A 22,703-nucleotide genomic window follows, 5' to 3' on the forward strand; every position below is an offset into this window, starting at 1 on the left:
CACGTATCGCCACCGTGCGCGTTGGGTGAGGCTGTGTAAAGTTGCGGCGAACGCTTGCAAAGCCGCCTCCAGAATCATTTGGGGCAAATAGTGGACGATGCGCTGGTGCCATATGCCCTGATTGCTATTGATTGTGTAGCGTTTTCAGTCCTCCAAGGGCTGTCCGTGCCCCAGCGGCCCGGCGCCAGGGTGGCGACCGCCGACAATGGCGGGTTCCGTGTCCGTGTCGTTGTTCGCAGCGACCCCAACCAAAGGTTTTCCGTGTTCAAGAACATGATCGTGTACCGCATTGCTCCGCAATGGCAGGTCGAGCTGACGCAAGTAGAAGACGCCCTGGCCAAGGCCCCGTTCCAGGAATGTGGCGCCACGCAAGAGAAGTCGCTGGGCTGGGTGCCCCCCCGGGGTGAACTACATGGCCCCTTGGTCGAATCGGTGGGCGGGCAGTGGATCCTGCGTTTCATGGTCGAGACCAAGGTGTTGCCCGGCAGCGTGCTGGCGCGCAAGGTCAAGGAAAAGGCCGAACGCATCGAAAAGGAAACCGGCCGCAAGCCCGGCAAGAAGGAGAGCAAGGAGCTGAAAGACGAGGCCAAGCTGGACCTGCTGCCCATGGCCTTCACCAAGCAGGGCTCGATGTGGATCTGGATCGACACGGCCTCGCGCCTGCTGGTGCTGGACACGTCAGCCCAAGGCCGTGCCGATGAAGTGGTGACCTTGCTGGTCGAATCGCTGCCCGGTCTGTCGGTGTCGCTGCTCGACACCCAGACCAGCCCCCAGGCCGCCATGGCCCACTGGCTCAAGGAACAGGAGCCGCCCGTGGGCTTCACGGTGGACCGTGAGTGCGAACTCAAAAGCGCTAACGAAGAAAAAGCCGTGGTGCGCTACGCCCGCCACCCACTCGACATCGAGGAGGTGCAGGCCCACATCGACGCTGGCAAGCTGCCCACCAAGCTGGCCCTCACCTGGGACGACCGCGTGAGCTTCATGCTCACCGAAGGCCTGCAGATCAAGAAGGTGTCGTTCCTGGACACGGTGTTTGAAGGCACCAAGGCAGACGACGGCGGCTTTGACACTGACGTGGCGATTGCCACGGGCGAGCTGGTCAAGCTGATTCCGGACCTGATCGAGGCGCTGGGAGGGGAGTCGGAGAGTGGGGTGGCGGGCGCGGCGCATGCGGTAGTAACTGCCGCACCCTCCGTGTCTGCGCGCAAAGAAGGTACAGAGGGTGTGGTGACCGGCCCAGCGCAAAGGCCGGTAGATACAGACCCAGAGTCAGCACCTTTTTGATTCTGCGCTGCCGTTGGGTAAAGAAATTTATTTACTTTGTGGAATTCTTGGGTATTAAATCCATGATCTCATTGACAAATAGATCCTGCCAATCTTTTTTGGTCTGATCTTCAACCAACTGTGGTATGAACCCGAAAGCAAGTGTTCGTTGCCCTCTGACCATGATTCCATTTTCACGATCGAAGATATCGTTTGCTAGCAATTTAAAACCTTGTCGGGGTGTAATGGCAGCGTAACCAATGTAGATACTTGATGATTTTTTTAAGCGGTATATTTTATTGTTAATGAGGAAGATGCCACCTTTGTTTTTCCATTGGATCTTGGAAATTCCGAAAACGTCATGCATCCAGTCGTATGTAGGTTCTCCATTTTCATCAAATTCGCCCAATCGCATATCCTGAATGAGTGCTCCTCCATTTTGCCAGAATGCAGTGAGTTTCAATTTTATGTTTTTTGACATTGCCACTTGATGTGGGATAAAAATCGCATCAAGGGTTTTAATAATAGAATCATCCTGGAGAAGATTTTTTTCTCCGATGATATGAACTTCTAGCTCAGGTCGTGTACTCAGAATTTTGTACGTTGCAAACAGAGCATCCTTATGGATGTTCCTGCTGCCGCTCCGTTCACCGTGCCATACATAGAAGTTGGTTGCAGATCCTAGAATTCCGATTTTGGCTTTATTGACACGCGTGGGTCGACGGACTGCAATTGGGTTGGTTGTAATCGTTCTAAGCCTGTCCAAATCGATGGTGGCTGACTGATCAATGCGTGCTTGGCGTTGTAGCCCACCTATTTCAAAACCGATGACGTTGTTTTGTGACAGCGACTGTGCAATGGTGCGGTTGATGACGGGTATCAATTCTTGTGTTTTCTTGCTCCGTTCCCACACCTCTGCATAGGCACCAATCATTATTTTTTTATAGCCCAATGCATTGATGTAATTTGCCAGTGCAGGTAGCACATCAGCATCAGGAACGAGCTTATAGCCGTCGAAAAAATTGAAATCTATAACCGCAATATCAATGCAGTCAGACAGCTTTTCTATGATGCCTGTTGCATAGATGGCATCGTGTGAAGTAAAGGTTTCCGCAAAATATCCGATGGCCGCCCCGCCCTTGCTCTGGATGGCCTTGGCATAGGCGCATGTTGCATCCCGCAGTCGGTTTTCTCGGTACTCTTTATGAGAGTAAAGCAGATTTTCCGACTTTACTGCACCATTGACGATATTATTGTTGTAATTGATGATGGGTTGATTTTTTCCATATTTGTTGAAAAAATCGCTTTGAGTGGACTCTTTGTAGTCACGCCATTGGTAACCTCTTTGCCCATATTTAATTTCGTGCTCTTCTTGAATGCCGATGGCAAAGCCTAATATTTTTCCGGGATATTTTTTTTGAAAATGATCAACCGTTTCTTGTAAAAATTCAGATGAATATTTTTGAATAGATTTATCAGTAAAATCGAGCTGAAACTGTCGATCTCCAGAGAAATTCCTCATCGCAGATTCAGGATGGTTTTTATAAATCCATTTTGGAACTGTGGTTTCGCCTTCCACCAGTTTTCCGCTCTCGTCTAAATAGGGGCGCCCCCCCATGTCAAGCACGAGAATCAAGGAAAGTCCACTATCTACGATCACATCCAAATATTTGTGGTAATGGTCGAATTCATATTGACCCTTTTGTTTTTCAATATCTGACCAATTGATGTAGAAAGTGATGTGGTTGAATCCATTTTTCTTTATTTCTTTGGGTAGATTCTGATTTTGATTGATATCCCATGGCATCAATATAATGCTGGAAACAGGAGAGGGCTCAGGAGTATTTTTCGCAAAAGAAAGCGAAGAAAATAAAAATACCGCAATGCAGAGAATTTTTTTCATGGATGTTGTAGTGTGAAGGTGGCCATGCATTGGCTTCATGCGATGACCGACTGTAGGATGAGTAATGAAAGGTAGGCTTGGCAGCACCTGTATGGGTGCATGATACAAATTACAAACACTCGATGCCGAGCTGCGATTTTTTCATGAATCACATCTCTTCATGGTAACTACTTGGGCAGGTTGGCATGGTTTGTACTCCACCCTGCTGCAAGTTCATCAACAGCGATTTGTACGAGGTAGTCCCGATATGTAGCGCGTGCCATGGTTTTTGGAGGGAGGGCAAGCCCGCTTCTGTGTGAATGAAGTTGGCAAATGTGAACTGTAGACATCCCGAGACTGCAGATGCACATGGTGCGGTTATCGGTGCAAAGGCTGCCAACGTACTGACTTAACTGGCCGACAGCGTCACCAGCGTCACCAGGGTTGTCAGCTCTCGGATATATACGTCCTCAATGCCAAGTACCCCACACTGCGCCACAAGCTGATCAAGATACTCGCGGTTGGTACCGATGCGCCCGCTGGCATGGGCGACAGTGTCTGCAGTTGCCTGCATCGAAAGATCACCCCGATAATGGGTATGCGCGGTGTTTGCGACTAGCACTAGGGCTTTTACACCACCCTGTGGGGTGAGTACGGTCAGTAGTTGTGGGCAGTAGGCCCCGCTGATCATCTCGCGGCGCCATAGGAGACGGGACTCAGCCTCTACCAGTGCGGCCGGTATCCGAAAGGCCAGTCCTTCGCAGAGATGCCCATGTTCAGGTTGCAGTGTTAGCACGAGTCCTGGGCAATCGGGGGTGCCCCGGCCAATGGTGGTGCTCAGCGCAAAGCGGCGTGCGAAGCCGGGCAGGCAGGCGCGGCGCACTTCGCCAAAGTGAAAGCCTGGGTTCCACATCAGCGAGCCATAGGCAAACACCCACAGATCCTGCTGCTCGGAGGTGATGGTGGAAAGCACCTCGCGGCGGGATTGCTCAACCTCGTTATCTGGCAGGCGCCAGTGGGCGGGCAGGCCCTGGCAGCGCGCCTGGGCGTCCCACTCGGCCAGCACCTCGTCGGTGAGGCGCAGGCCTGAGGCATGGGCAGGGGTCAGCCGGCCTTGTAGTTCGGGCAGGTGGAGGAAGGCGTTGTCGGGGGTCATGCGAATAGTTCCGTGCGCTGGGGGAGTGTCAGGCGTCTTAACGCCGCGCCAGTTCAAACACCAGCACCTCGGCATCGTGGCCGTCGTGCAGGGTCAGCGTGGTTTCGCCGTCCAGCAAGGCGCCATCGCCACCAGACAGTGCGATACCGTTGACCTGCAGCGCGCCCCGCGCCACGTGCACATAGGCCAGGCGTTCAGGGTTCAGCACTTGCGTGGCGGTTTCGCTGCCATCCAGCAAGCCTGCCCAGATGGAGGCATCGGCGTTCATGCTCACCGAGCCGTCCTCTCCCCGGCGCGATGCAATGCGCACCAGGCGGCCCCGGCGGTCAGCGGGCGGGAAGTGTTTTTGCGCTTAGCTGGGGCGGATGCCGGTGAACAGGGGCTTGATCCAGATCTGCAGGAAGTGGGTGTCCTGGTCCTGCAGCGCGTTGAACTCGCTGTGCTGCACGCCCCAACCCGCACTCATGCGCTGCACATCACCGGGGCGCAGGATGCCGGTGGGAGCTGTTGGTGGTGTATCGCCTGGAGCCCCGGAGGCCACCGGGCCGCCAGCGTGTTGGCCGGCACGTTCGTGCAGGTTGTCCTGGTGGGCCAGGGCGCCGTCGAGCACATAGCTCACGATCTCCATGTCGCGGTGCCCATGCGTGCCAAAGCCTTTGCCGGGCGCCACTGTGTCATCGTTGAGCACCAGCAGATTGCCATGGCCCTGGTGGCGCAGGTCGAAGTAGTCGCCAAACGAAAAGCTGTGGGCGCTGTGCAGCCAGCCGGTGGAGGACCGGCCCCGTTCGGAGGAGGGGCGGACGGTGATCATGGGGATTTGTCTTTTGCGCACCCAGTGGTGACACTGCGGGAACTGTAGACGGCCTCGGCGCTGGCATAAACCCGGGGCGGGCAAACGGAGTGTTCTGGACTCGTGACCAATGCCCGCGCAGGGCGGCCGTGGCGCAACAGGGGTTGTGGAGGAGGAGCGTCGGACTACCGCCCCACAAACTGCGGGCTCTGGCGCTGGTGAAACGCCTCCACCCCTGCGCGGAAGTCTTCGGTGCCCGCACAGCGCACAAAGGCGTCTTTTTCAGCGGCCAGTTGCTCGGGCAACGTGTGGTCCATCGACGCGCGCATCAGGCGCTTCATGGCGCCGTAGGCCAGCGTGGGGCCGTTGGCCAGGCGCTGGGCGAGGGCGGCGGTGGCGCTGTCCAGCTCGGCGCCGGGCACCACGCGGTTGACAAGGCCCAGGCGCAGCGCGTCGTCGGCCGTGAAGGCTTCGCCCAGCAGCGCGATCTCTAGCGCCTGGCGCACCCCAACGATGCGTGGCAGCGCCCAAGAGGCACCCACATCGCAGCTGGTGCCCAGGTTGATGTAGGCCAGGTTGAAGCGCGTGCCTTCGGCGGCGATCACGTAGTCGGCCATGAGCACCAGGCTCAGGCCGGCACCGGCAGCGGCGCCATGCACCTGGGCAATGACCGGCGCATTCATCTGCGTGAGCAACTGCAGCGCGGTATTGAGCGGCGTGAGGATGTCGATGGCGCCCTGCACCGGATCGGCGCGCAGCGTGGCCAGGTCGCCCCCGGCCATGAAGCCCCGGCCGTTGCCACACAGCACCACGGCGCGTACACCGGGGTCGGATGCAACGGTCTGCACAGCGGTCAGAAAGGCATTGGCCATGGGCACGTCGATGGCGTTGAGCGCCTCGGGCCGGTTGAAGCGGAGCGTGGCGATGGCGCCGTTGCGCTCCAGCAGCAGGGGCTGCTGTGGGGCGGGCGCGGACGGTGCATTGGAGGATGCTGCAGGGTCTGTGGCGGTATTTTTCATGTCCAATCCGCTTCAAGCGCTTGTGGATATTGCGCTATCAGCTCTTGTTTTGACAGTGAATAGGTCCCCATGCGCTGAGCCCTGGGCTATTGGTACAGCGCCTCGATCTCGGCCGCGTAGGTCTTGTAGATGCTCGCGCGGCGCACCTTCATGGTGGCGGTCACTTCGCCGTCGTCGTGGTCCAGCTCCTTGGTGAGCAGGTGGAACTTGCGGATCTGCGAGACTTGCGCGAGGCGCTGGTTGCCCTGGTTGATTTCGGCATCGATGAGGCCACGCACCTCTGGGTGTTCCACCAGCGAGCGGTAGTGCGTGAATGGAATGCGCCGCGCCTCGGCCCACTTGCCCACGGTCTCGTAATCGATCATCACCAGTGCACCGACAAACTTGCGCGCCTCGGCCACGATGATGCATTCCTTGATGAAGGGGCTGCCCTTCATCGTGTTCTCGATCTCGGACGGCGTGAGGTTCTTGCCGCCGGCAGTGATCATGATGTCCTTCAAGCGATCCACGATCTTGATCTGGCCTTGCTCCTCGCGCACCACGTCGCCCGTGTGCAGCCAGCCGCCCACGATACTGCTGGCCGTGGCCTCGGGGTTCTTGTAGTAGCCCGCAAACACCATGTCGCCTTTGAGTTGCAGTTCACCGTTGTCGGCAATGCGGTGCTCCACGCCCAGCGTGGGCACGCCCACGGTACCTACCACCACATGGTCCAGCTGGTGGCCCGTGACCATGCCGGTCGATTCGGTGAGGCCATACACCTCGATGAGCGGCACGCCCAGCACGCGGAAGAAGCGCACCACGTCGGGTGGAATGGGCGCGGCGCCGGTGAGCGCCACATGGGCATTGCGCAGGCCGATGAAGTTCTGCAGCGCGCGGAACACCAGCCAGTAGCTTGCGGCATACGTGAGCTTGTCGGCAGTGCTCCAGGCACTGCGCGGCTTTTCGGCCAGGGGCTTGCAGGCGTTGTAGGCCTTGTGGAACAACGCGCGGCGCAGGCCCCCCGTTTCTTGCAGCTTGATGTGGATGGCGGCGTGCAGCTTTTCCCAGATGCGTGGCACGCCCAAGAACATGGTGGGTGCGACTTCGCGCAGGTCTTCCTGCACGGTGCGTATGGATTCGCCAAAGTTCACCTGCGAGCCGATGTACACGGGCACAAAGCTGGTCAGCATCTGCTCGGCCACATGGCACAGCGGCAGGTACGACAGGTGGGTGGTGCCTTGCGACAACTCCAGCCGGTCCATGATGCCGGGCACCACACCCCGGATGTTGCGGTACGAAATCATCGCGCCCTTGGGCTTTCCGGTGGAGCCCGAGGTGTAGATCATTAGGCCCACATCGTCGAGCCGCTGGCGTGCCAGGGCATCGTCGATGACCGCCTGTTGGCCCGACGCCGCGCCCAGCTGCTCCACCTCGTCAAAGGTGGTGATGAACTGGCGCACCTCGGGCGCAAAGCTGCGCAGGCCCTTGGTCTCCATGACCACGATCTTTTTCAGGCGCGGCAGCTCGGGCAGTGCGGCCAGCAGCTTGTCGGTCTGCTCCTGGTCTTCGCAGACCATGATCTCGATGTCGGCATGGCCGACCACATAGGCCACCTCGTTGGTGGGGCTGGTGGGGTACACACCCACCGTCACTGCGCCCACCAGGCCCGCGCCCATCTGGGCCAGCACCCATTCGATGCGGTTCTCCGAAATCACGCCTACATGCCCACCTGCAGGCAGGCCCAGAGCGCGCAGCCCCAAGCCGAAGTGGCTGGCGCGCTGGTGGTACTGCGCCCAGTTGAAGGGCTTCCAGATACCGAAGTCCTTTTGCCGGATGGCGATGCGCTGCGCGTCGGTGCGTGCGCGATCACGCAGCATCTGGGGCAGGGTAAGGTCTGGGAGTTTCATCATGTCAATGGTCCGACGCGCCTTGCGCCACCAGCAGCCTTGGATACCGGCGCAGCGCAGGCCAGGGCAGCCGTGCAAGGGCCGCCCCGCCGCACTGGCTGCGTCCCCCTTCCCGAATGGCACAGCCATTCGAGAGAAGGGGGAGGGCGCGAAGCGCCTCAGGGGGATGTACTCTTATGACAGCCATCTTTTGCGGCGCTTGTAGTGCTTGATCTCTTTGAAGCTCTTGGCTTCGCCACCACCACCCATGCCGAGGTAGAACTCGCGCACGTCGGGGTCGTTGGCCAGGCGCTCGGCCGTGCCGTCGATCACGATCTTGCCGTTCTCCATGATGTAGCCCCGGTGCGCCACGGCCAGTGCCACGGTGGCGTTCTGCTCCACCAGCAGCATGCTGGTGCCACGCTCGGCGTTGATGCGCGCGATGATGGTGAAGATGTCTTCGACCAGCTTGGGAGACAAGCCCAGCGAGGGCTCATCGAGAAGGATGAGCTGGGGCTGCGCGATGAGCGCGCGGCCAATGGCCAGCATCTGCTGCTCGCCGCCCGACAGATAACCCGCCAGGCCCTTGCGCCGCTCATGCAGGCGTGGAAAGTAGCTGTAGACCAGGTCGAAGTCGGGCGTCGCATCCTTGCGGCCCGTGAGTGCATAGGTGGCGGCCACCAGGTTCTCTTCGACAGTAAGGTCTTCAAACACGCGGCGGCCTTCCATCACATGGCTCAGGCCGTTGCGCACCAGCTGCTGCGGGGCCACGGCGGCTGTGGGTTGGCCGTTGAAGTGGATGCTGCCGCTTTCGACCACACCATCCTCCAGCGCCAGCAGGCCCGAGATGGCCTTGAGCGTGGTGCTTTTGCCCGCCCCGTTGCTGCCCAGCAGCGCCACGATCTGCCCCCGCGGCACGGCCAGAGACAGGCCGCGCAGGGCCTGCACCACCTTGTTGTAGATGACCTCGATGTTGTTGACTTCGAGGACGTGGGCCGGGGTTGGCTGGGTCATGGCAACAGCAGGGTCAGAGCTTGATCCAGTCGGAGGCGGCGACCATCTTCTGGGCCTTCATGTCCGCGCGGTACACGCGGCCCACGGGGATCGAGTTGCCACTGATGGTAATCGGCACACCGATGAGGCCGCCCGTGTCGAAGTCCTTGATGGAGTTGAGCGCGGCCTTGAGGTTGGGGCCGGTGAGCGGTTTGCCTGCATCCAGGCAGCGCTTGGCCGATTCGGTGAACAGCATGGCGGCCAGGAAGCCCTGGATGTAGGCCGTGCTCTGGTACTCGGGGCGCATGGCACGGATCTTCTCCAGCATGGGCGCCTTTTCGGTGTCGTAGTAGTAGCGGTAGGGCATCACGCCCATGAAGCCGTCGGCGGCCTCGCCCATCTTCATGACGGTGGAGCTGTCCATGGTCCAGAACGTGCCCATCCACTTGCTGGTCATGCCCTGTTGCTTGCCCTGGGTGATGAACTCGGGGATGGGGGCGAGGATGTAGCCGTGGAAGATGGTGTAGTCGGGCGCGGCACGGCGCAGCTTGATGACTTCGCCCGACACGTCCACGCTGCCGGCAGGCGTCATGATCTTGATGGGCACCGACAGGCCGAGCTTCTTGGCTTCGGCCTCGCTTTTCTCGATGGGGTCGCGGCCGAATTCCGAATCGGAATAGACGAAGGCGACCTTGGCGCCGGGCTTTTCCTTGGCGATGTGCTTGAGCAGAATGCCGAACATCTCGGTGTAGTCGGGGCCGACCAGGAACTGGTTGGGGTACTTTTTGGGGTCGTTGAGTTCGGTGGCAAACGATGCGCCGGCCATGAGGATGTTGCCGTTGCGGTCCAGCTCGGGGTTGATGGTCTTGGAGAAGCCCGTGGAGTCGCCGTAGTACAGGTTCACCTTGTTCTGGCTGGTGATCTTCTTGAACGCCGCTACCGACACATCGACCTTGTAGCCCGTGTCTTCGGGCACGTACTTGACCTTGCGGCCCTTGATGCCGCCCGCGTCGTTGAGCATCTTCACGTAGTCGCCCATGCCCGCGTTGATGCCGACCCCCGCAAACGCGAACACGCCGGTGAGCGGGATGGAGCCGCCGATCACGATCTCTTCAGCGCCTTGTGCCAGCACCGACAGCGGGCTGGTGAGGGCAGCGGCGCCAGCGGCCCCGAGCAAGAGTTGGCGGCGCTGGATGGAAGTGCGTGGTGTGTCCATAGTTGTCTCCATTTGATTTAGTTGCGGAAGGGCCAGAGATGGAAGAAACGGCGGATGCGCCGCCACACTTCGGCCAGGCCATGGGGCTCGAAGACGAGAAAACCGATGATGAGCAGGCCAAAGATGACCGTGCGCACGGGCGAGAGGAACACCGTGAGTTCGCTGCCACCCGGCAGCATGTCCACCACGAGCTTGAGCAGCTCGGGCACCATGGTCATGAACACCGCACCCAGAATGCCGCCCAGGATGGAGCCCATGCCGCCGACGATGATGGCCGCCAGGAAAAAGATGGACAGGAGCAGCGGAAAACTCTCGGGCGTGACCACGCGAAAGAAGTACGCCCACAGCCCGCCTGCCACGCCCGCGTAAAACGACGACAGACCAAACGACAGCAGCTTGTAGCGCAGCAGCGGAATGCCCAGCACCTCGGCCGAGATGTCGCGGTCTCGAATCGCGATGAACGCACGGCCCACGCGCGTGCGGAACAGGTTGGCCGCGCCCAGCAGCATCAGGATCGTGACCGGCATGATGAGCCAGTAGAGGCGGAACGAGGTGTCGAGCGCCATGCCGAACAGCTTGGCGGGCGGCACGCTCAGGCCGCCGGTGCCACCGGTGAACTTCCAGTTGGCAAAGATGAAGTGCGCGATGAACGATGCGGCAATCGTGGCAATCGCCAGGTACAGCCCCTTCACGCGCAGCGAGGGAATGCCCACCACGATGCCGCCCAGCATGGCGACAAAACCACCGGCCAGCAGGTTGAGGACAAAGGGCGTGCCCACCTTGGTTTCCAGCACGGCCACGGTGTAGGCGCCCAGGCCCATGAAGGCCGCTTGCCCCAGGCTGACGAGGCCCGTGTAGCCCGTGAGGATGTTGAGGCCTGTGCTGCTTGCCACATTGATGCTGACCAGGCAGGCCAGGTACAGCCAGTAGTCGCTGGCCATGAAGGGGAACAGCACCAGCAGCGCAGCGCCCACGGCCAACCACACTTTTTGCGTGCGCGAGTCGAACAGCGCCGCGTCGGCGATGTAGGTTTCCTTGAGGGTTCCGATGCGCATGGGGTCGGCCTTACAGTCTCTCGATTTCGTGGGTGCCGAACAGGCCGTACGGCCGCACCAGCAGCACTGCGACCAGCACGATGAAGGTGGCCAGCAGCTTGTATTCGCCGCCCAGATAGGCCCCGGCCAGCGCCTCGATTAGGCCGATGAGGATGCCCCCGACGAGCGCGCCCAGCACGCTGTCGAGCCCGCCCACGATGACGACCACCAGCACCGACAGCCCGAACACGCCCATGCTGGACGAGATGCCGCCAATCGAGCCGACGATGATCCCGGAGATGGCAGCCAGCATGGCCGAGGCCACCCAGGCCAGCGAGAACACGCGGGGCACGTTGATGCCCACCGAGTACGCCGCGGCCTGGTCGCTGGCCGTGGCGCGCAGGGCCACGCCGCCGCGCCAGAAGCGGAACACCACCAGCACCGCTGCAATGAACACGATGGCAATCACGGCACCCCAGAACACTTTGGGCGCGAGGAAGGCATCACCCACCATGATGGGCTGCGTGGGCATGAAGTCGGGCAGACGGCGTTGGTCGGCAGTCCAGATCATTTCCACCAAGCCCACCAGCACCGAGGCCAGGCCCACGGTGACCATGAAGACGGAAATCGGCGGCTCGCCCAGCAGCGGGCGGATCATGGTGCGCTCGATCACTGCGCCCAGCAAGCCTGTGCCCAGCACCGCAGCCGGGATGGCGAGCCACAGCGGCAGTGCGAACATCGATGCAAAGGTGAAGAACAGGTAGGCCCCCACCATCAGCAACTCGCCAATGGCGATGTTGACCACCCGCGTGGCCTTGTAGACCATGACGAAAGCCAGTGCGGCCAGTGCGTAGAGACCGCCCCCGGCGATGCCGGTGAGGCTGATCTCAAACAGATAGGCCCAGTCGAAGTTGCCAGTCATGCGGTGGTCACCCCCTGCAGCTTGGCACGCAGGTCGCCCACGTCGCCCGCGCCCAGGTAGGCGCGGATGACCTCGGGGTCTGCCTGCACCTGCGCGGGCGTGCCCTGCGCGATGACCTGGCCGAAGTTGAGCACCACCACGTGGTCCGACAGGTCCATCACCATGCCCATGTCGTGCTCCACCATGAGCACCGTCACTCCCCATTCCTCGCGCACGTCGAGGATGAAGCGCGCCATGTCTTCGGTCTCTTCGCGGTTCATGCCGGCCACGGGTTCGTCCAGCATCAGGATCTGCGGCTGCATGGCGAGCGCCCGGGCCATCTCCACGCGCTTTTGCAGTCCGTAGGGCAGGGCCGAGACGGGTGCGTGGCGGATGTGGTCGATTTCGAGAAAGTCGATGATGCGTTCCTCGATGTCGCGGCGCAGTTCGGCCTCTTCGCGGCGCGCGCAGCCCAGGTAGAACAGTGCGTCGAGCACATTGGTTTTGAGGTGCGCGTGGCGGCCCAGCTTGATGTTGTCGAGCACCGTCATGCCGCGAAACAGCGCGATGTTCTGAAAGCTGCGGCCCAGGCCCAGCTTGGCGCGCTGCGGCGCGGGCACGCGGGTGATGTCTTGCCCCTGAAAGCGGATGGAGCCCTGGCTGGGCCGGTAAAAGCCCGAAATGGTGTTGAACAGCGAGGTCTTGCCCGCACCGTTGGGGCCGATGACGGCGGTGATGGAGCCCGGCTGCACATCAAACCCCACGCCGGTCAGCGCCTTCACGCCACCGAACGCCAGGGTCACGCCCTGCACCTGCAGCAGGGGCGTGGCAGCAGCGGGGCCGGAAGGGGTTGTCTCCATTGGCTTTCTAATACGGGTTGACTGCAGCTTTAGACAGAAATTTCGATGGAACCCAGCAGAAATTTCCTACTTGTGCGTAAACTGTTTACTCGCAAGTAGATTCTGGAAGCCGCGACCCTCATCAGCATCCGTACTTTCCCGAGGAACTGCCATCCATGCCCCACGCCAAAGTGGCAACCCGCCGCCGCAGCGCCACCGCCACCGCTGCAGCGCCGTCTTCTGCACCCGCTGCCAAACAGACCAAGTTGGCCAAGCCGGTCAAAAAAGCCGCGAAAGTTGATTCGGCTCCACCCGCCCCTGCGCCAGTCCCGACCGCTGCGGCGTCTCCGTGGCCCCCGGTGTCACACCGCGAGCGCCAGCGCGAGGCCAAGCGCAATGCCGTGCTGCAGGCGGCGGCCCAGTTGTTCAATGAGCGGGGCTTTCACGCGACCTCGCTCGACGACATCGCCGCGCGCCTGAACGTGACCAAGCCCACCCTGTACTACTACGTGAAGAACAAGGACGAGATCCTGCTGCAGTGCGTGAGCAAGGGGCTCACGATGATGCTGGAGGGGATCGATGCCTCGCGCGCTGCGGGTGGCAAGGCCATTGACCAGCTCATGACCTGCATGCAGGTGTATGCGCGCATCGTCACCATGGACTTCGGTATGTGCCTGATCCGCGTGGGCGACGAGCAACTGCCCCCCGAAAGCCGCAAGGAGCTGCGGCGCCTGAAGTCCGCCATCGACCAGGAGTTCCGCCGCCTCGTGGCCGAGGGCGTGGCCGAAGGATCGCTGCAGCCCTGCGACCCGAAGATGACGGCTTTTGTGATTGCCGGAGCGCTCAGCTGGATCGGCCGCTGGTACCAGCCCGATGGCGAATACACGCCCGAGCAGGTGGCGCAGCAGTGCATTGCGACGCTGTGTGATGGGGTGTTGCGGCGGCCTGGGCAAACTCCGGTGTCAACGGCCGAGGGGGGGACTGTGCCTGCGCTGCCAGCACGCCGCAAGGCCGCCGTTGGCAAAGCCAAACCCCCTGCGCGGTCGGCGGGCGCCTGAAGGGCCTGGCAGCGCAGGTTTCAAGCAAAAACTGCCCCAAGCGCTAGTGGAATATACCCAAACAGCTATTGATTTGGTAGCGTTTTGCGCAAGGCCCGGGGTGCGTGTTGCTCTGCCTGCCCGGAGGCCAGATCGTCCAGGATGGGGCAGTCCGGCCGGTCGTTGCCCTGGCAGCAGGACACCAGCGTTTGCAGGCTGCGCTGCATGGCCTGCATCTGGGCGATGCGTTCGCTCAGGTCGTCGATGTGCTGTTGCGCGATGCGCTTGACCTGGCTGCTGGCGCGGCTGCGGTCGTGCCACAGGCCCAGCAGCTCGGCGATTTCTTCCATCGAGAAGCCCAGGTCGCGGCTGCGGCGGATGAAGTGCAGGGCGTGCACGTCGGCCTCGGTGTACTGGCGGTAGCCGCTATCGGTGCGCGCCACGCCGCTGATGAGGCCCAGCGATTCGTAGTGCCGCACCATGCGTGCCGAGATGCCGGCGCGCCGGGCGGCGACGCCGATGGGCACGGGCCAGGCGATGGCGCGGGGCGCTGCGGCCTTGGTGCGCGCGGTCGGCGCGGTATTGACGGACTGGGGCGTGGTCATGGTGTGGCCCTCGTTGTGTGGCGGCGCGGCGCTCAGAGGCAAAAGACTTTCGGCCTCTCAGGCCGCGACGGTGTAGCCTTCTTCGGCAATGGCGGCGGCCAGGGCTTCGCGGGGGGCGGTGCTGTCCACGTCCACCTTGCCGCTGGCGCGGTCGATGCGCACCTGGGCGTTGGGGTCTACCTGCTGCACGGCCTGGGTGACGGCGCGTTCGCAGTGGCCGCAGGTCATGCCCTGTACTTGGAAGGTTGTGGTGGTGGTTGCCATGGGGTGTCCTTGTTGGGTTTGGAAATGTGGCCGTGGATGCGACCGAAGCGAATGTTGAAGCTTGACATCGTGGCAGAGTCAAACACCGCTCAAGACACTCATGATGTGAGGGTTGATCAATATCAATGCTTGACCTTGCCATCACGTCAAGGATCAGCATCCCGGCCATGAACACCATCACCACCCCCCTCAACACCGCGCCCGGGTCTGTGCACTCGCTGGACCTGGGCATTTCTGGCATGACCTGTGCAAGCTGCGTGGGCCGTGTGGAGCGCGCGCTGCGCAAGGTGCCGGGCGTGCAGGAGGCCTCGGTCAATCTGGCGACCGAGTCTGCGCGCATTGCCTTTGTCACGCAGGTAGGCGCCGACGCTGCCGCCATGGAGGCGGTGCTGCGGCGCGCGGTGCGCAATGCGGGCTACGAGCCGCGTGCGGCGGGGCAGGGGGACGCGCCTGAGGACTTGTCGTCCTGGGCCGGCTTTATGCCCGTGGGCATTGGCCTGCTGCTGTCGGCGCCGCTGGTGCTGCCGATGATCGGCGACCTGTTCGGCCAGCACTGGATGCTGCCGTCCTGGGTGCAGTTTGTGCTCGCCACGCCGGTGCAGTTCATCCTGGGGGCACGGTTTTACAAGGCGGGCTGGCATGCGGCCAAGGCGCTGAGCGGCAACATGGACTTGCTGGTGGCGCTGGGCACCAGCGCGGGTTGGGGCCTCTCGATGTGGCTGTGGCTCACGGCGCCCACGGACCACCCGGGGCATGTGCCGCATCTGTACTTCGAGGCGTCGGCCGTGGTGGTCACGCTGGTGCTGCTGGGCAAGTGGCTGGAGGCGCGCGCCAAGCGCCAGACCACGGCGGCCATCCGTGCGCTGCATGCGCTGCGGCCCGATGTGGTGCATTTGCTCACCAAGCAGGGCGAGGTGGATGTGCCGGTGTCGGAAGTGCTGGTGGGCGACCAGCTGGTGGTGCGGCCGGGCGAGCGCATCCCGGTGGACGGCACGGTGCACGAGGGCCACACGCAGGTGGATGAATCGATGCTGACCGGTGAACCCCTGCCGGTGGCGCGCGATGTGGGCGCGGCGCTGACGGGCGGCTCGATCAACGGCGATGGCCGCATCGTGATGGCGGTGACGGCCGTGGGCGCCGAGACGGTGCTGGCCCAGATCATCCGGCTGGTGGAAGACGCCCAGGCGGCCAAGGCGCCCATCCAGCGGTTGGTGGACCAGGTGTCGGCCATTTTTGTGCCGGTGGTGCTGGTGGTGGCGCTGGTGACCCTGGCGGGCTGGCTGGCCATGGGCGCTGGGCTGGAGGCGGCGCTGATCCACGCCGTGGCCGTGATGGTGATTGCCTGCCCCTGTGCGCTGGGGCTGGCCACGCCCGCAGCCATCATGGCGGGCACGGGTGTGGCGGCCAAACACGGCATCCTCATCAAGGACGTGCAGGCGCTGGAGCTGGCGCACAAGGTGGACACGGTGGCCTTTGACAAGACCGGCACGCTGACCGTGGGCCAGCCCCGGCTCACGGCGTTTGAGGTGGTACCGGGTCTTCATGAGGCGGCAGTGATGGCAGCCGTGGCGGCGGTGCAAAGCGGCAGCGAACACCCGCTGGCGCGCGCAGTGGTGGCGGCTGCAGGCGAGCGGCAGATTAACGTGGCCACCGCGCAGGACGTGCGCGCCGTGCCCGGGCGCGGCACCGAGGGCGAGGTGGACGGCCAGAGCTACCTGGTGGGCAGCCTGCGCTGGATGCAGGAGCTGGGTGTGGGCCTGGGCCCGTTGTCAGACCGCGCGGAAGCGTTGCAACGCGAAGGCGCCACGGTGTCCGCCGTGGCCCAACGGGTCACGGAAGGGTTGGCGCTGCGGGCATTGATGGCCTTTGGCGACGAACCCAAGCCGGGTGCGCGCGAAGCGCTGGCGGCGCTCAAGGCGCGTGGCATCCGCACGGTGATGGTGTCGGGCGACAACCGGGGCGCGGCCGAGGCCATGGCCCGGCGCCTGGGGCTGGACCCAGCGGCGGGCGAGGTGATGGCCGAGGTGCTGCCGGGCGACAAGGCCGCCAAGGTGGCGGCGCTGCAACAAGGGCCCGATGGCAAGCACCATGAGCGCCGCCGGGCCGCCCCAAGGCGCGAAAGCCCCATCGGGGGGCAGCGACCCAGCGCAGCGGCGGAGCGTGGGGGCCATATTGTGGCGATGGTGGGCGACGGCGTTAACGATGCCCCGGCATTGGCTGCGGCCGATGTGGGTATGGCGATGGGTAACGGGACTGATGTGGCCATGCACGCAGCGGGCATCACGCTGATGCGCGGCGACCCGATGCTGGTGGCAGCGGCGCTGGATATTTCGCACCGCACGGTGATGAAGATCCGCCAGAACCTGTTCTGGGCGTTTGCATACAACGTGGCGGGCATTCCGCTGGCGGCGCTGGGTTACCTGAACCCGGTGGTGGCGGGGGCGGCCATGGCGCTCAGCTCGGTCAGCGTGATGGCGAATGCCCTCTTACTCAAGCGGTGGCGCATGTGATAAATACGTACAGCACGGTCATCGATGTCTGGCAAACTGCAACGATTTGTTGCGAATCCGTGGCCTCGGGGGAGGTGCGGTCACCGCATCGGCATAGCTATATCAAGGACGACAGATCATGAATCTCTTCTCGCTCATGCGGCAGTTCACCATACGTTTGCGCATGCTGGGTGCCATTGGCGTGGTGCTGGGCCTGCTGGGGCTGCTGGGTGGCGCGGGCATGCTGGGCATGTTCCGTATCAACGACATGAGCCAGAACTTCATGGACCATTCGTTCGCCAAGGTGAGCAGCATGGCCGAGCTGCGGGGCGAGATGGGGGCCATCCGCCAGTACGAGAAGGACATGATCATTGGCTACGAGAAGCCCGAAGCCGTGAAGGCTGCCCATGCCAAGTGGGTGGAGAGCCAGGACAAGGCCAAGAAGATTGCCAACAAGTTCCTGGAAGGCGGGGAAGACTCTGACAACGCGGTGGTGCGCAACATCGTCAAGCGCCTGGACAGCTATCGCGAGCTGTTTGCGCACGTGGCGCGCCAGCTGGAGGCGGGCGGCTACGACACCGCCACCATTGCCAACCGCATGAGCGGCAAGGCCGTGGCCGAGTTTGCCGAGGCCGACAAGCTGATGGCCGAGCTGGACTCGGTGCTGCGCGCCGAGGTGTCCAAGTCGGTGGCGCAGCAGAGCGAGGTGTCCAACCAGACCAAGTGGCTGTTTGTGCTGGCGGTGCTGATCACCGTGGTGGTGGTGGTGCCCACCACGCTGATGAACATGAACTCCATCTGCAAGCCCCTCGAAGAAGCACGCAAGATGGCCCAGGCCATTGCGGGCGGCGACCTGTCGCAGCACATTGCTGCCGAGGGCAAGGACGAAGTGGCCGACCTGCAGCGCGCGCTGCGCGACATGCAGCAAGGCCTGAGCGCACTGGTGGCGCAAGTGCGGGATGCCAGCGGCAACATCGCCACGGCCAGCCAGGAGATCGCCACGGGCAACCAGGACCTGTCGCAACGCACCGAGCAGACGGCCAGCAATGCGCAAGAAGCTGTGTCTTCTCTGTCGCAGCTCACGTCCACGGTGCAACAGACGGCGTCGTCGTCGCAGATGGCGAACCAGCTGGCCGCGTCGGCCTCGCAGATGGCCACCCACGGTGGCGGTGTGGTGCAGCAGGCCGTGGCCAGCATGCATGAGATTTCGACATCGAGCCGAAAGATCGGCGACATCATCGGCCTGATCGACTCCATTGCCTTCCAGACCAACATCCTGGCGCTGAATGCGGCCGTGGAAGCGGCCCGCGCAGGCGAGCAGGGCCGGGGCTTTGCGGTGGTGGCCAGCGAGGTGCGCAGCCTGGCGCAGCGCAGTGCGGCGGCGGCCAGCGACATCAAGGGCCTGATCCAGAGCAGCGTGACGGCCGTGGACGGCGGCGTGCGCCACGTGGAAGAAGCGGGCACGGCCATGAAGGACATCGTGAGCAGCGTGCAGCGCGTGGGCGACATCATCGGCGAGATCACGGCCGCAGCGTCCGAGCAATCGGCCGGCATTGGCCAGGTGAACAGCTCCGTGGGCGAGATCGACCGCATGACGCAGCAGAACGCGGCGCTGGTGGAAGAGTCCGCCGCCGCTGCCGAGTCGCTGCGCGAGCAGGCCGCGCGCCTGTCGCACGTGGTGCAGCAGTTCCGTCTGGCCGAATCGGCCGGTGGCTATGGCCACGGCGGCGCAGTGGCTGCCCCCTATGCAGACCAGGCGCCCCAGGCGCTGGCTGCAGGCCCTGCGCAGGCACGCCTGACGCACTGACCGCGCCAGGCCTTTCCTTTCGACGAGCCCCGCAGGCCTGGTCTGCGGGGCTTTTTTGTGGGCGGCGCTGCCCGGCGGTTTATTGACCTGCGTCATGGGCGCACCGGGGAGCGCGTGGCACCCTTGGGGCCTTGTTGAACCTGGGGAGTGCGCCATGCCGTCGATCAGTCTGCGAACCATTCGCGAGGAGCATGCGTCGCTCGCAGCGGTGCTGCACTCGCTGCGCCTGATGCTGGACCAGGGCCCGGGTGACGAGCCCGCTGCGTTCTTTGACGTGATGCGGGCGATGCTGTTCTACATCGATGAGTTTCCCGAGCGGCAGCACCACCCCAAGGAGTCGCAGTGGCTGTTCCCCAAGGTGGCCGAGCGCTCACCCCAGGCGGCCGAGGCCATCGCCCAGCTGGAGCGAGACCATGCCGGCGGCGAGGCCGCGGTGCGCGAGCTGCAGCACCTGCTGCTGGGCTGGGAGCTGATGGGCGATGCGCGCCGCGAGGCGTTTGCGCTGGCGCTGGAGCGCTACATCCGCTTTTACCTGGAGCACATGCGCCTGGAAGAAACCGTGGTGCTGCCCGCCGCGCAGGAGGCCCTGCAGCCGGGCGACTGGACCGCCATCGACGCGGCCTTTGCCAGCAACACCAGCCCGCTGGCCCCGGGCAAGCCGCGCGATGCGGCGTATGACCGGCTGTTCACCCGCATCGTGATGCGCGCGCCGAGCCCGATCGGGCTCGGTTCACCCTCTTGAGCGGCTGCGCCGCTCGGTGGGGACTCAGGCGCTTAGCGCCGGGTAGTCCGTGTACCCCTCGGCGCCACCGCCGTACAGCGTGGCGCGGTTCACCTCGTTGAGCGGGGCGTTGGCTTTCAGGCGCGCCACCAGGTCGGGGTTGGCGATGAAGGGGCGGCCAAAGGCCACGATGTCGGCACCGTTGGCCAGGGCGGCATCGGCCAGTTCGCGCGTGTAGGCGTTATTGACCATCCAGGCACCCTTGCCACCCGCTGCGCGGTAGGCGGCCTTGAGGGCGGCGTAGTCAAACGGGCGGCCTTCCACTTCGCGCGGGCCGCCGGTGGCGCCTTCGATCACGTGGATGTAGGCAAGGCCCAGGGGCGCCAACTGGCGCACCACATGGTCGAACAGCGGCTGCGGATCGGCGTCCACGATGTCGTTGGCGGGGGTGACGGGCGACAGGCGGATGCCGGTGCGGCCGCCGCCGATTTCCTCGACGATGGCGCGGGTCACTTCCAGCAGCAGGCGAGCGCGGTTGGCAATGCTGCCGCCGTAGTCGTCGGTGCGCTGATTGGCGCCGGTCTTGAGGAACTGGTCGATCAGGTAGCCGTTGGCTGCGTGGATTTCCACACCGTCAAAGCCCGATGCAATCGCGTTGCGTGCGGCGTGGCGGTAGTCCTGCACGATGCCGGGGATCTCTTCGGCATCGAGTGCGCGGGGCATGGAGGTGGGTGTGAAGGTGGGCACGCCGTCTTTGATGAGCACGGTCTTGGTGTTGGCCTGCACGGCCGAGGGTGCGACGGGTGCAGCGTTGCCCGGCTGCAGGTCGGTGTGCGAGACACGGCCCACGTGCCACAGCTGCACCACGATCTTGCCGCCGGCGTCGTGCACGGCGCGGGTCACCTTCTTCCAGCCGTCCAGCTGCTCGGTGCCATAGAGGCCCGGCACATCGGCATAGCCCTGGGCTTGCGGGCTGATGGCCGTGGCTTCGGAAATGATGAGACCGGCACTGGCGCGCTGCGCGTAGTAGGTGGCGACCAGGTCGGTGGGGATGGCCTCGGGCGAGCGGTTGCGCGTGAGCGGCGCCATGGCAATGCGGTTGGCCAGCTGGAGGTCGCCCGCGCGGGTGGGTTCAAACAAAGAGGTCATGGTGAGAAGTCCTGGAGAAAGGCGATGTGCCAAAAAAGCAGCAAAGAGCCTGTTGACGATCTCCCAGGGGTCGCGCAGCGGTCTTTGCGGGATGGGATGCAAGGCGCGGTGCGCAGTGGATAGCCCGGCTATCCACAAGCGCCGCAACGCTGCAGACCGCCCGCAAAGGCCACTGCCCGAAGGGTTGGAGCGAAATCGGGCGATTGAACGCTCCGGCTGCTTGCATGGGCATGAGCCCATGCGGCGCATCCGAAGCATCCACTCATCCCGATTGCGCTCCAACGCGATCCCCTGCGAGATCGCCAACAGGCTCTTGAAGCTTAATGCTGCAGCGCAAAACGTGCAGCACACTGGCGTCAACAAGGGCTCCGGTTTTGTGTTAACCCCGTGCTGTCCTGGCGGCGCAAGCGGCGCGGATGCGGTTGCATGAGAATGGACCGCCATGCCCTCGCCACCGCCACTCGCATCCCTTTCCATCTCTCCGTTGCGTAGCCTGTGGCTCGCCGTGGCCCTGTCGATGGGGGCCGCCATTTCGCTGGGCATCACGCGGTTTGCCTATGCCTTGCTGCTGCCGCCCATGCGAGAAGACCTGGGCTGGTCGTACACGCTGGCAGGGGGCATGAACACGGCGAATGCGCTGGGCTACTTGCTGGGCGCTCTGGCCACGCCCTGGCTGTTGCGGCGCGCGGCCCCTGGGGCGGTGCTGTTGGTGGGCGCCGTGATGGCCACGGTGTTCATGGGCCTGAGCGGGTTTTTCACGCAGCCAACGCCCTTGCTGGCGCAGCGCCTGCTGGCCGGCGGGGCCAGTGCGCTGGTGTTCATTGCCGGGGGCTTGCTCGCGGCGCGGCTGGGTGCGCAGGTGCCGGGGCGCAGCGGATTGCTGCTGGGCCTGTACTACGGCGGCACGGGTTGGGGCATCAGCCTGTCGGCGCTGCTGGTGCCTGCGGTGCTGGGCGTGGCGCCTGTGCCGCATGGCTGGACCTGGGCCTGGTGGGCGCTGGCGTTGGCCTGCGTGGCGGCCACGCTGGCGCTGCTGTGGCCGGCGCGCGTGTTGAGCGGGCTGGCTGCACCTGTGGCTGCTGTATCCGGGACCCCACCGGCGGCTGCAGCGCCCGACCACGTGCGCTGGCGGGCGTTGACCCCTGCGCTGCTGGGTTACGGCCTGTTTGGCGTGGGCTACATCGGCTACATGACCTTTGTGGTGGCGCTGCTGCGCGAGCAGGGCCGGGGTGCGGGCGAGGTGACGCTGTTCTACGCCCTGCTGGGGCTGGCCGTGGTGTTGTCGTCGCGCATCTGGGCCGGGCTGCTGGACCGCAGCCGGGGCGGTGAGGCGCTGGCGCGCCTGAATGCGCTGCTGGGCGTGGCCACCATCCTGCCCGCCATCACGGGCGCGTGGCCGGTGGTGCTGGCGTCGGGGCTACTGTTTGGCGGGGTGTTTTTGTCGGTGGTGGCATCGACCACGGCGCTGGTGCGGCACAACCTGCCGCAGGCGCTGTGGGCCAGCGGTATCAGCGCGTTCACCATCGTGTTTGCGGCCGGGCAGATCGTGGGGCCCACGGTAGTGGGCTGGATCGCCGATGGGCCTGGGGGCCTGGCGCGCGGGCTGGTGTTCTCGGCCTGCGCGCTGTGGGTGGGGGCGCTGGTGGCGTGGCGGCAGCGCCCCTTGTAGCCTC

General features: G+C 63.6%; 18 protein-coding genes and 1 pseudogene. 6 read left to right on the forward strand and 13 right to left on the reverse strand.

The genetic code is table 11. From position 1 onward, the window contains the following. Positions 1-261: 261 nt before the first annotated feature. Positions 262-1,284, forward strand: a complete 1,023-nt coding sequence (locus ACODSU_RS01920) for a recombination-associated protein RdgC (protein ID WP_488839645.1) — start codon at positions 262-264, stop codon at positions 1,282-1,284. A gap of 31 nt (positions 1,285-1,315) precedes the next feature. On the opposite strand, the gene ACODSU_RS01925 is transcribed toward ACODSU_RS01920, so the two are convergent. From ACODSU_RS01925 to ACODSU_RS01970, 10 genes and pseudogenes are all read right to left on the reverse strand, one after another. Then, positions 1,316-3,166 carry a beta-galactosidase gene (locus tag ACODSU_RS01925; RefSeq protein ID WP_488839647.1) on the reverse strand — a complete coding sequence of 617 codons (1,851 nt, stop codon included), beginning with the start codon at positions 3,164-3,166 and terminating at the stop codon, positions 1,316-1,318. 388 nt (positions 3,167-3,554) lie between these two features. Further along, positions 3,555-4,301, reverse strand: coding sequence for a gamma-glutamylcyclotransferase (locus ACODSU_RS01930; protein WP_488839649.1), 747 nt, complete (start codon positions 4,299-4,301; stop codon positions 3,555-3,557). A gap of 37 nt (positions 4,302-4,338) precedes the next feature. Continuing rightward, a pseudogene (locus ACODSU_RS01935) lies at positions 4,339-5,112 on the reverse strand (pirin family protein). A 164-nt stretch (positions 5,113-5,276) separates the two neighbouring features. Continuing rightward, positions 5,277-6,110 (reverse strand): enoyl-CoA hydratase/isomerase family protein, encoded by an 834-nt coding sequence (locus tag ACODSU_RS01940; RefSeq protein WP_488839650.1) that lies wholly within the window; start codon positions 6,108-6,110, stop codon positions 5,277-5,279. Positions 6,111-6,196: 86 nt separating this feature from the next. Then, positions 6,197-7,999 (reverse strand): AMP-dependent synthetase/ligase, encoded by a 1,803-nt coding sequence (locus tag ACODSU_RS01945; protein WP_488839652.1) that lies wholly within the window; start codon positions 7,997-7,999, stop codon positions 6,197-6,199. A 171-nt stretch (positions 8,000-8,170) separates the two neighbouring features. After that, positions 8,171-8,989, reverse strand: a complete 819-nt coding sequence (locus tag ACODSU_RS01950) for an ABC transporter ATP-binding protein (RefSeq protein ID WP_015011891.1) — start codon at positions 8,987-8,989, stop codon at positions 8,171-8,173. Positions 8,990-9,002: 13 nt separating this feature from the next. Beyond that, on the reverse strand, positions 9,003-10,184 hold the full coding sequence (locus ACODSU_RS01955) for an ABC transporter substrate-binding protein (protein ID WP_488839654.1): 1,182 nt from the start codon (positions 10,182-10,184) through the stop codon (positions 9,003-9,005). Between the two features lie 17 nt (positions 10,185-10,201). Beyond that, positions 10,202-11,239, reverse strand: coding sequence for a branched-chain amino acid ABC transporter permease (locus ACODSU_RS01960; protein ID WP_488839656.1), 1,038 nt, complete (start codon positions 11,237-11,239; stop codon positions 10,202-10,204). 10 nt (positions 11,240-11,249) lie between these two features. Further along, a complete protein-coding gene (locus tag ACODSU_RS01965; protein WP_056056932.1) occupies positions 11,250-12,140 on the reverse strand; it encodes a branched-chain amino acid ABC transporter permease in 891 nt (296 codons plus the stop codon). Then, entirely contained in the window at positions 12,137-12,979 is an 843-nt protein-coding gene (locus tag ACODSU_RS01970; protein WP_488839659.1) for an ABC transporter ATP-binding protein, read from the reverse strand. The genes ACODSU_RS01965 and ACODSU_RS01970 overlap by 4 nt, the downstream gene beginning before the upstream one ends. A gap of 155 nt (positions 12,980-13,134) precedes the next feature. On the opposite strand from ACODSU_RS01970, the gene ACODSU_RS01975 reads away from it, so the two are divergent. Next, complete coding sequence (locus ACODSU_RS01975) at positions 13,135-14,016, forward strand: TetR/AcrR family transcriptional regulator (protein WP_488839661.1); 882 nt, start codon at positions 13,135-13,137, stop codon at positions 14,014-14,016. Positions 14,017-14,081: 65 nt separating this feature from the next. On the opposite strand, the gene cueR is transcribed toward ACODSU_RS01975, so the two are convergent. Together cueR and ACODSU_RS01985 are read right to left on the reverse strand one after the other, a co-directional pair. After that, on the reverse strand, positions 14,082-14,600 hold the full coding sequence (cueR, locus tag ACODSU_RS01980; RefSeq protein ID WP_291443518.1) for a Cu(I)-responsive transcriptional regulator: 519 nt from the start codon (positions 14,598-14,600) through the stop codon (positions 14,082-14,084). A 57-nt stretch (positions 14,601-14,657) separates the two neighbouring features. Then, the gene (locus tag ACODSU_RS01985; RefSeq protein WP_056742486.1) at positions 14,658-14,864 is read right to left on the reverse strand and encodes a heavy-metal-associated domain-containing protein; all 207 of its coding nucleotides are present in this window, start codon (positions 14,862-14,864) and stop codon (positions 14,658-14,660) included. 167 nt (positions 14,865-15,031) lie between these two features. Here ACODSU_RS01985 and ACODSU_RS01990 point away from each other — a divergent pair, with 167 nt between their 5' ends. From ACODSU_RS01990 to ACODSU_RS02000, 3 genes are all read left to right on the forward strand, one after another. Beyond that, entirely contained in the window at positions 15,032-17,374 is a 2,343-nt protein-coding gene (locus tag ACODSU_RS01990) for a heavy metal translocating P-type ATPase (protein ID WP_488839664.1), read from the forward strand. A 118-nt stretch (positions 17,375-17,492) separates the two neighbouring features. Continuing rightward, positions 17,493-19,160 (forward strand): methyl-accepting chemotaxis protein, encoded by a 1,668-nt coding sequence (locus tag ACODSU_RS01995; RefSeq protein ID WP_110960609.1) that lies wholly within the window; start codon positions 17,493-17,495, stop codon positions 19,158-19,160. A gap of 154 nt (positions 19,161-19,314) precedes the next feature. Continuing rightward, entirely contained in the window at positions 19,315-19,902 is a 588-nt protein-coding gene (locus ACODSU_RS02000; RefSeq protein WP_488803999.1) for a hemerythrin domain-containing protein, read from the forward strand. 24 nt (positions 19,903-19,926) lie between these two features. Here ACODSU_RS02000 and ACODSU_RS02005 read toward each other — a convergent pair whose 3' ends face one another. Then, positions 19,927-21,030, reverse strand: coding sequence for an alkene reductase (locus ACODSU_RS02005; protein ID WP_110960607.1), 1,104 nt, complete (start codon positions 21,028-21,030; stop codon positions 19,927-19,929). A 442-nt stretch (positions 21,031-21,472) separates the two neighbouring features. Between ACODSU_RS02005 and ACODSU_RS02010 the strand changes: the two genes are divergently transcribed. Further along, positions 21,473-22,699, forward strand: a complete 1,227-nt coding sequence (locus ACODSU_RS02010) for a YbfB/YjiJ family MFS transporter (protein WP_488839666.1) — start codon at positions 21,473-21,475, stop codon at positions 22,697-22,699. Positions 22,700-22,703 lie beyond the last annotated feature (4 nt).

The sequence above is a fragment of the Acidovorax sp. FG48 genome (assembly GCF_057809085.1).

What these genes read in the sequence shown, in the direction of transcription:
- ACODSU_RS01940 (WP_488839650.1), bottom strand. Translation starts at nt 6,110, where the DNA reads ATGAAAAATACCGCCACAGACCCTGCAGCATCCTCCAATGCACCGTCC.
- ACODSU_RS01990 (WP_488839664.1), top strand. Translation starts at nt 15,032, where the DNA reads ATGAACACCATCACCACCCCCCTCAACACCGCGCCCGGGTCTGTGCAC.
- ACODSU_RS01995 (WP_110960609.1), top strand. Translation starts at nt 17,493, where the DNA reads ATGAATCTCTTCTCGCTCATGCGGCAGTTCACCATACGTTTGCGCATG.
- ACODSU_RS02000 (WP_488803999.1), top strand. Translation starts at nt 19,315, where the DNA reads ATGCCGTCGATCAGTCTGCGAACCATTCGCGAGGAGCATGCGTCGCTC.
- ACODSU_RS01925 (WP_488839647.1), bottom strand. Translation starts at nt 3,166, where the DNA reads ATGAAAAAAATTCTCTGCATTGCGGTATTTTTATTTTCTTCGCTTTCT.
- ACODSU_RS01965 (WP_056056932.1), bottom strand. Translation starts at nt 12,140, where the DNA reads ATGACTGGCAACTTCGACTGGGCCTATCTGTTTGAGATCAGCCTCACC.
- ACODSU_RS02010 (WP_488839666.1), top strand. Translation starts at nt 21,473, where the DNA reads ATGCCCTCGCCACCGCCACTCGCATCCCTTTCCATCTCTCCGTTGCGT.
- ACODSU_RS01955 (WP_488839654.1), bottom strand. Translation starts at nt 10,184, where the DNA reads ATGGACACACCACGCACTTCCATCCAGCGCCGCCAACTCTTGCTCGGG.
- ACODSU_RS01970 (WP_488839659.1), bottom strand. Translation starts at nt 12,979, where the DNA reads ATGGAGACAACCCCTTCCGGCCCCGCTGCTGCCACGCCCCTGCTGCAG.
- ACODSU_RS02005 (WP_110960607.1), bottom strand. Translation starts at nt 21,030, where the DNA reads ATGACCTCTTTGTTTGAACCCACCCGCGCGGGCGACCTCCAGCTGGCC.
- ACODSU_RS01975 (WP_488839661.1), top strand. Translation starts at nt 13,135, where the DNA reads ATGCCCCACGCCAAAGTGGCAACCCGCCGCCGCAGCGCCACCGCCACC.
- cueR (WP_291443518.1), bottom strand. Translation starts at nt 14,600, where the DNA reads ATGACCACGCCCCAGTCCGTCAATACCGCGCCGACCGCGCGCACCAAG.
- ACODSU_RS01960 (WP_488839656.1), bottom strand. Translation starts at nt 11,239, where the DNA reads ATGCGCATCGGAACCCTCAAGGAAACCTACATCGCCGACGCGGCGCTG.
- ACODSU_RS01985 (WP_056742486.1), bottom strand. Translation starts at nt 14,864, where the DNA reads ATGGCAACCACCACCACAACCTTCCAAGTACAGGGCATGACCTGCGGC.
- ACODSU_RS01950 (WP_015011891.1), bottom strand. Translation starts at nt 8,989, where the DNA reads ATGACCCAGCCAACCCCGGCCCACGTCCTCGAAGTCAACAACATCGAG.
- ACODSU_RS01930 (WP_488839649.1), bottom strand. Translation starts at nt 4,301, where the DNA reads ATGACCCCCGACAACGCCTTCCTCCACCTGCCCGAACTACAAGGCCGG.
- ACODSU_RS01945 (WP_488839652.1), bottom strand. Translation starts at nt 7,999, where the DNA reads ATGATGAAACTCCCAGACCTTACCCTGCCCCAGATGCTGCGTGATCGC.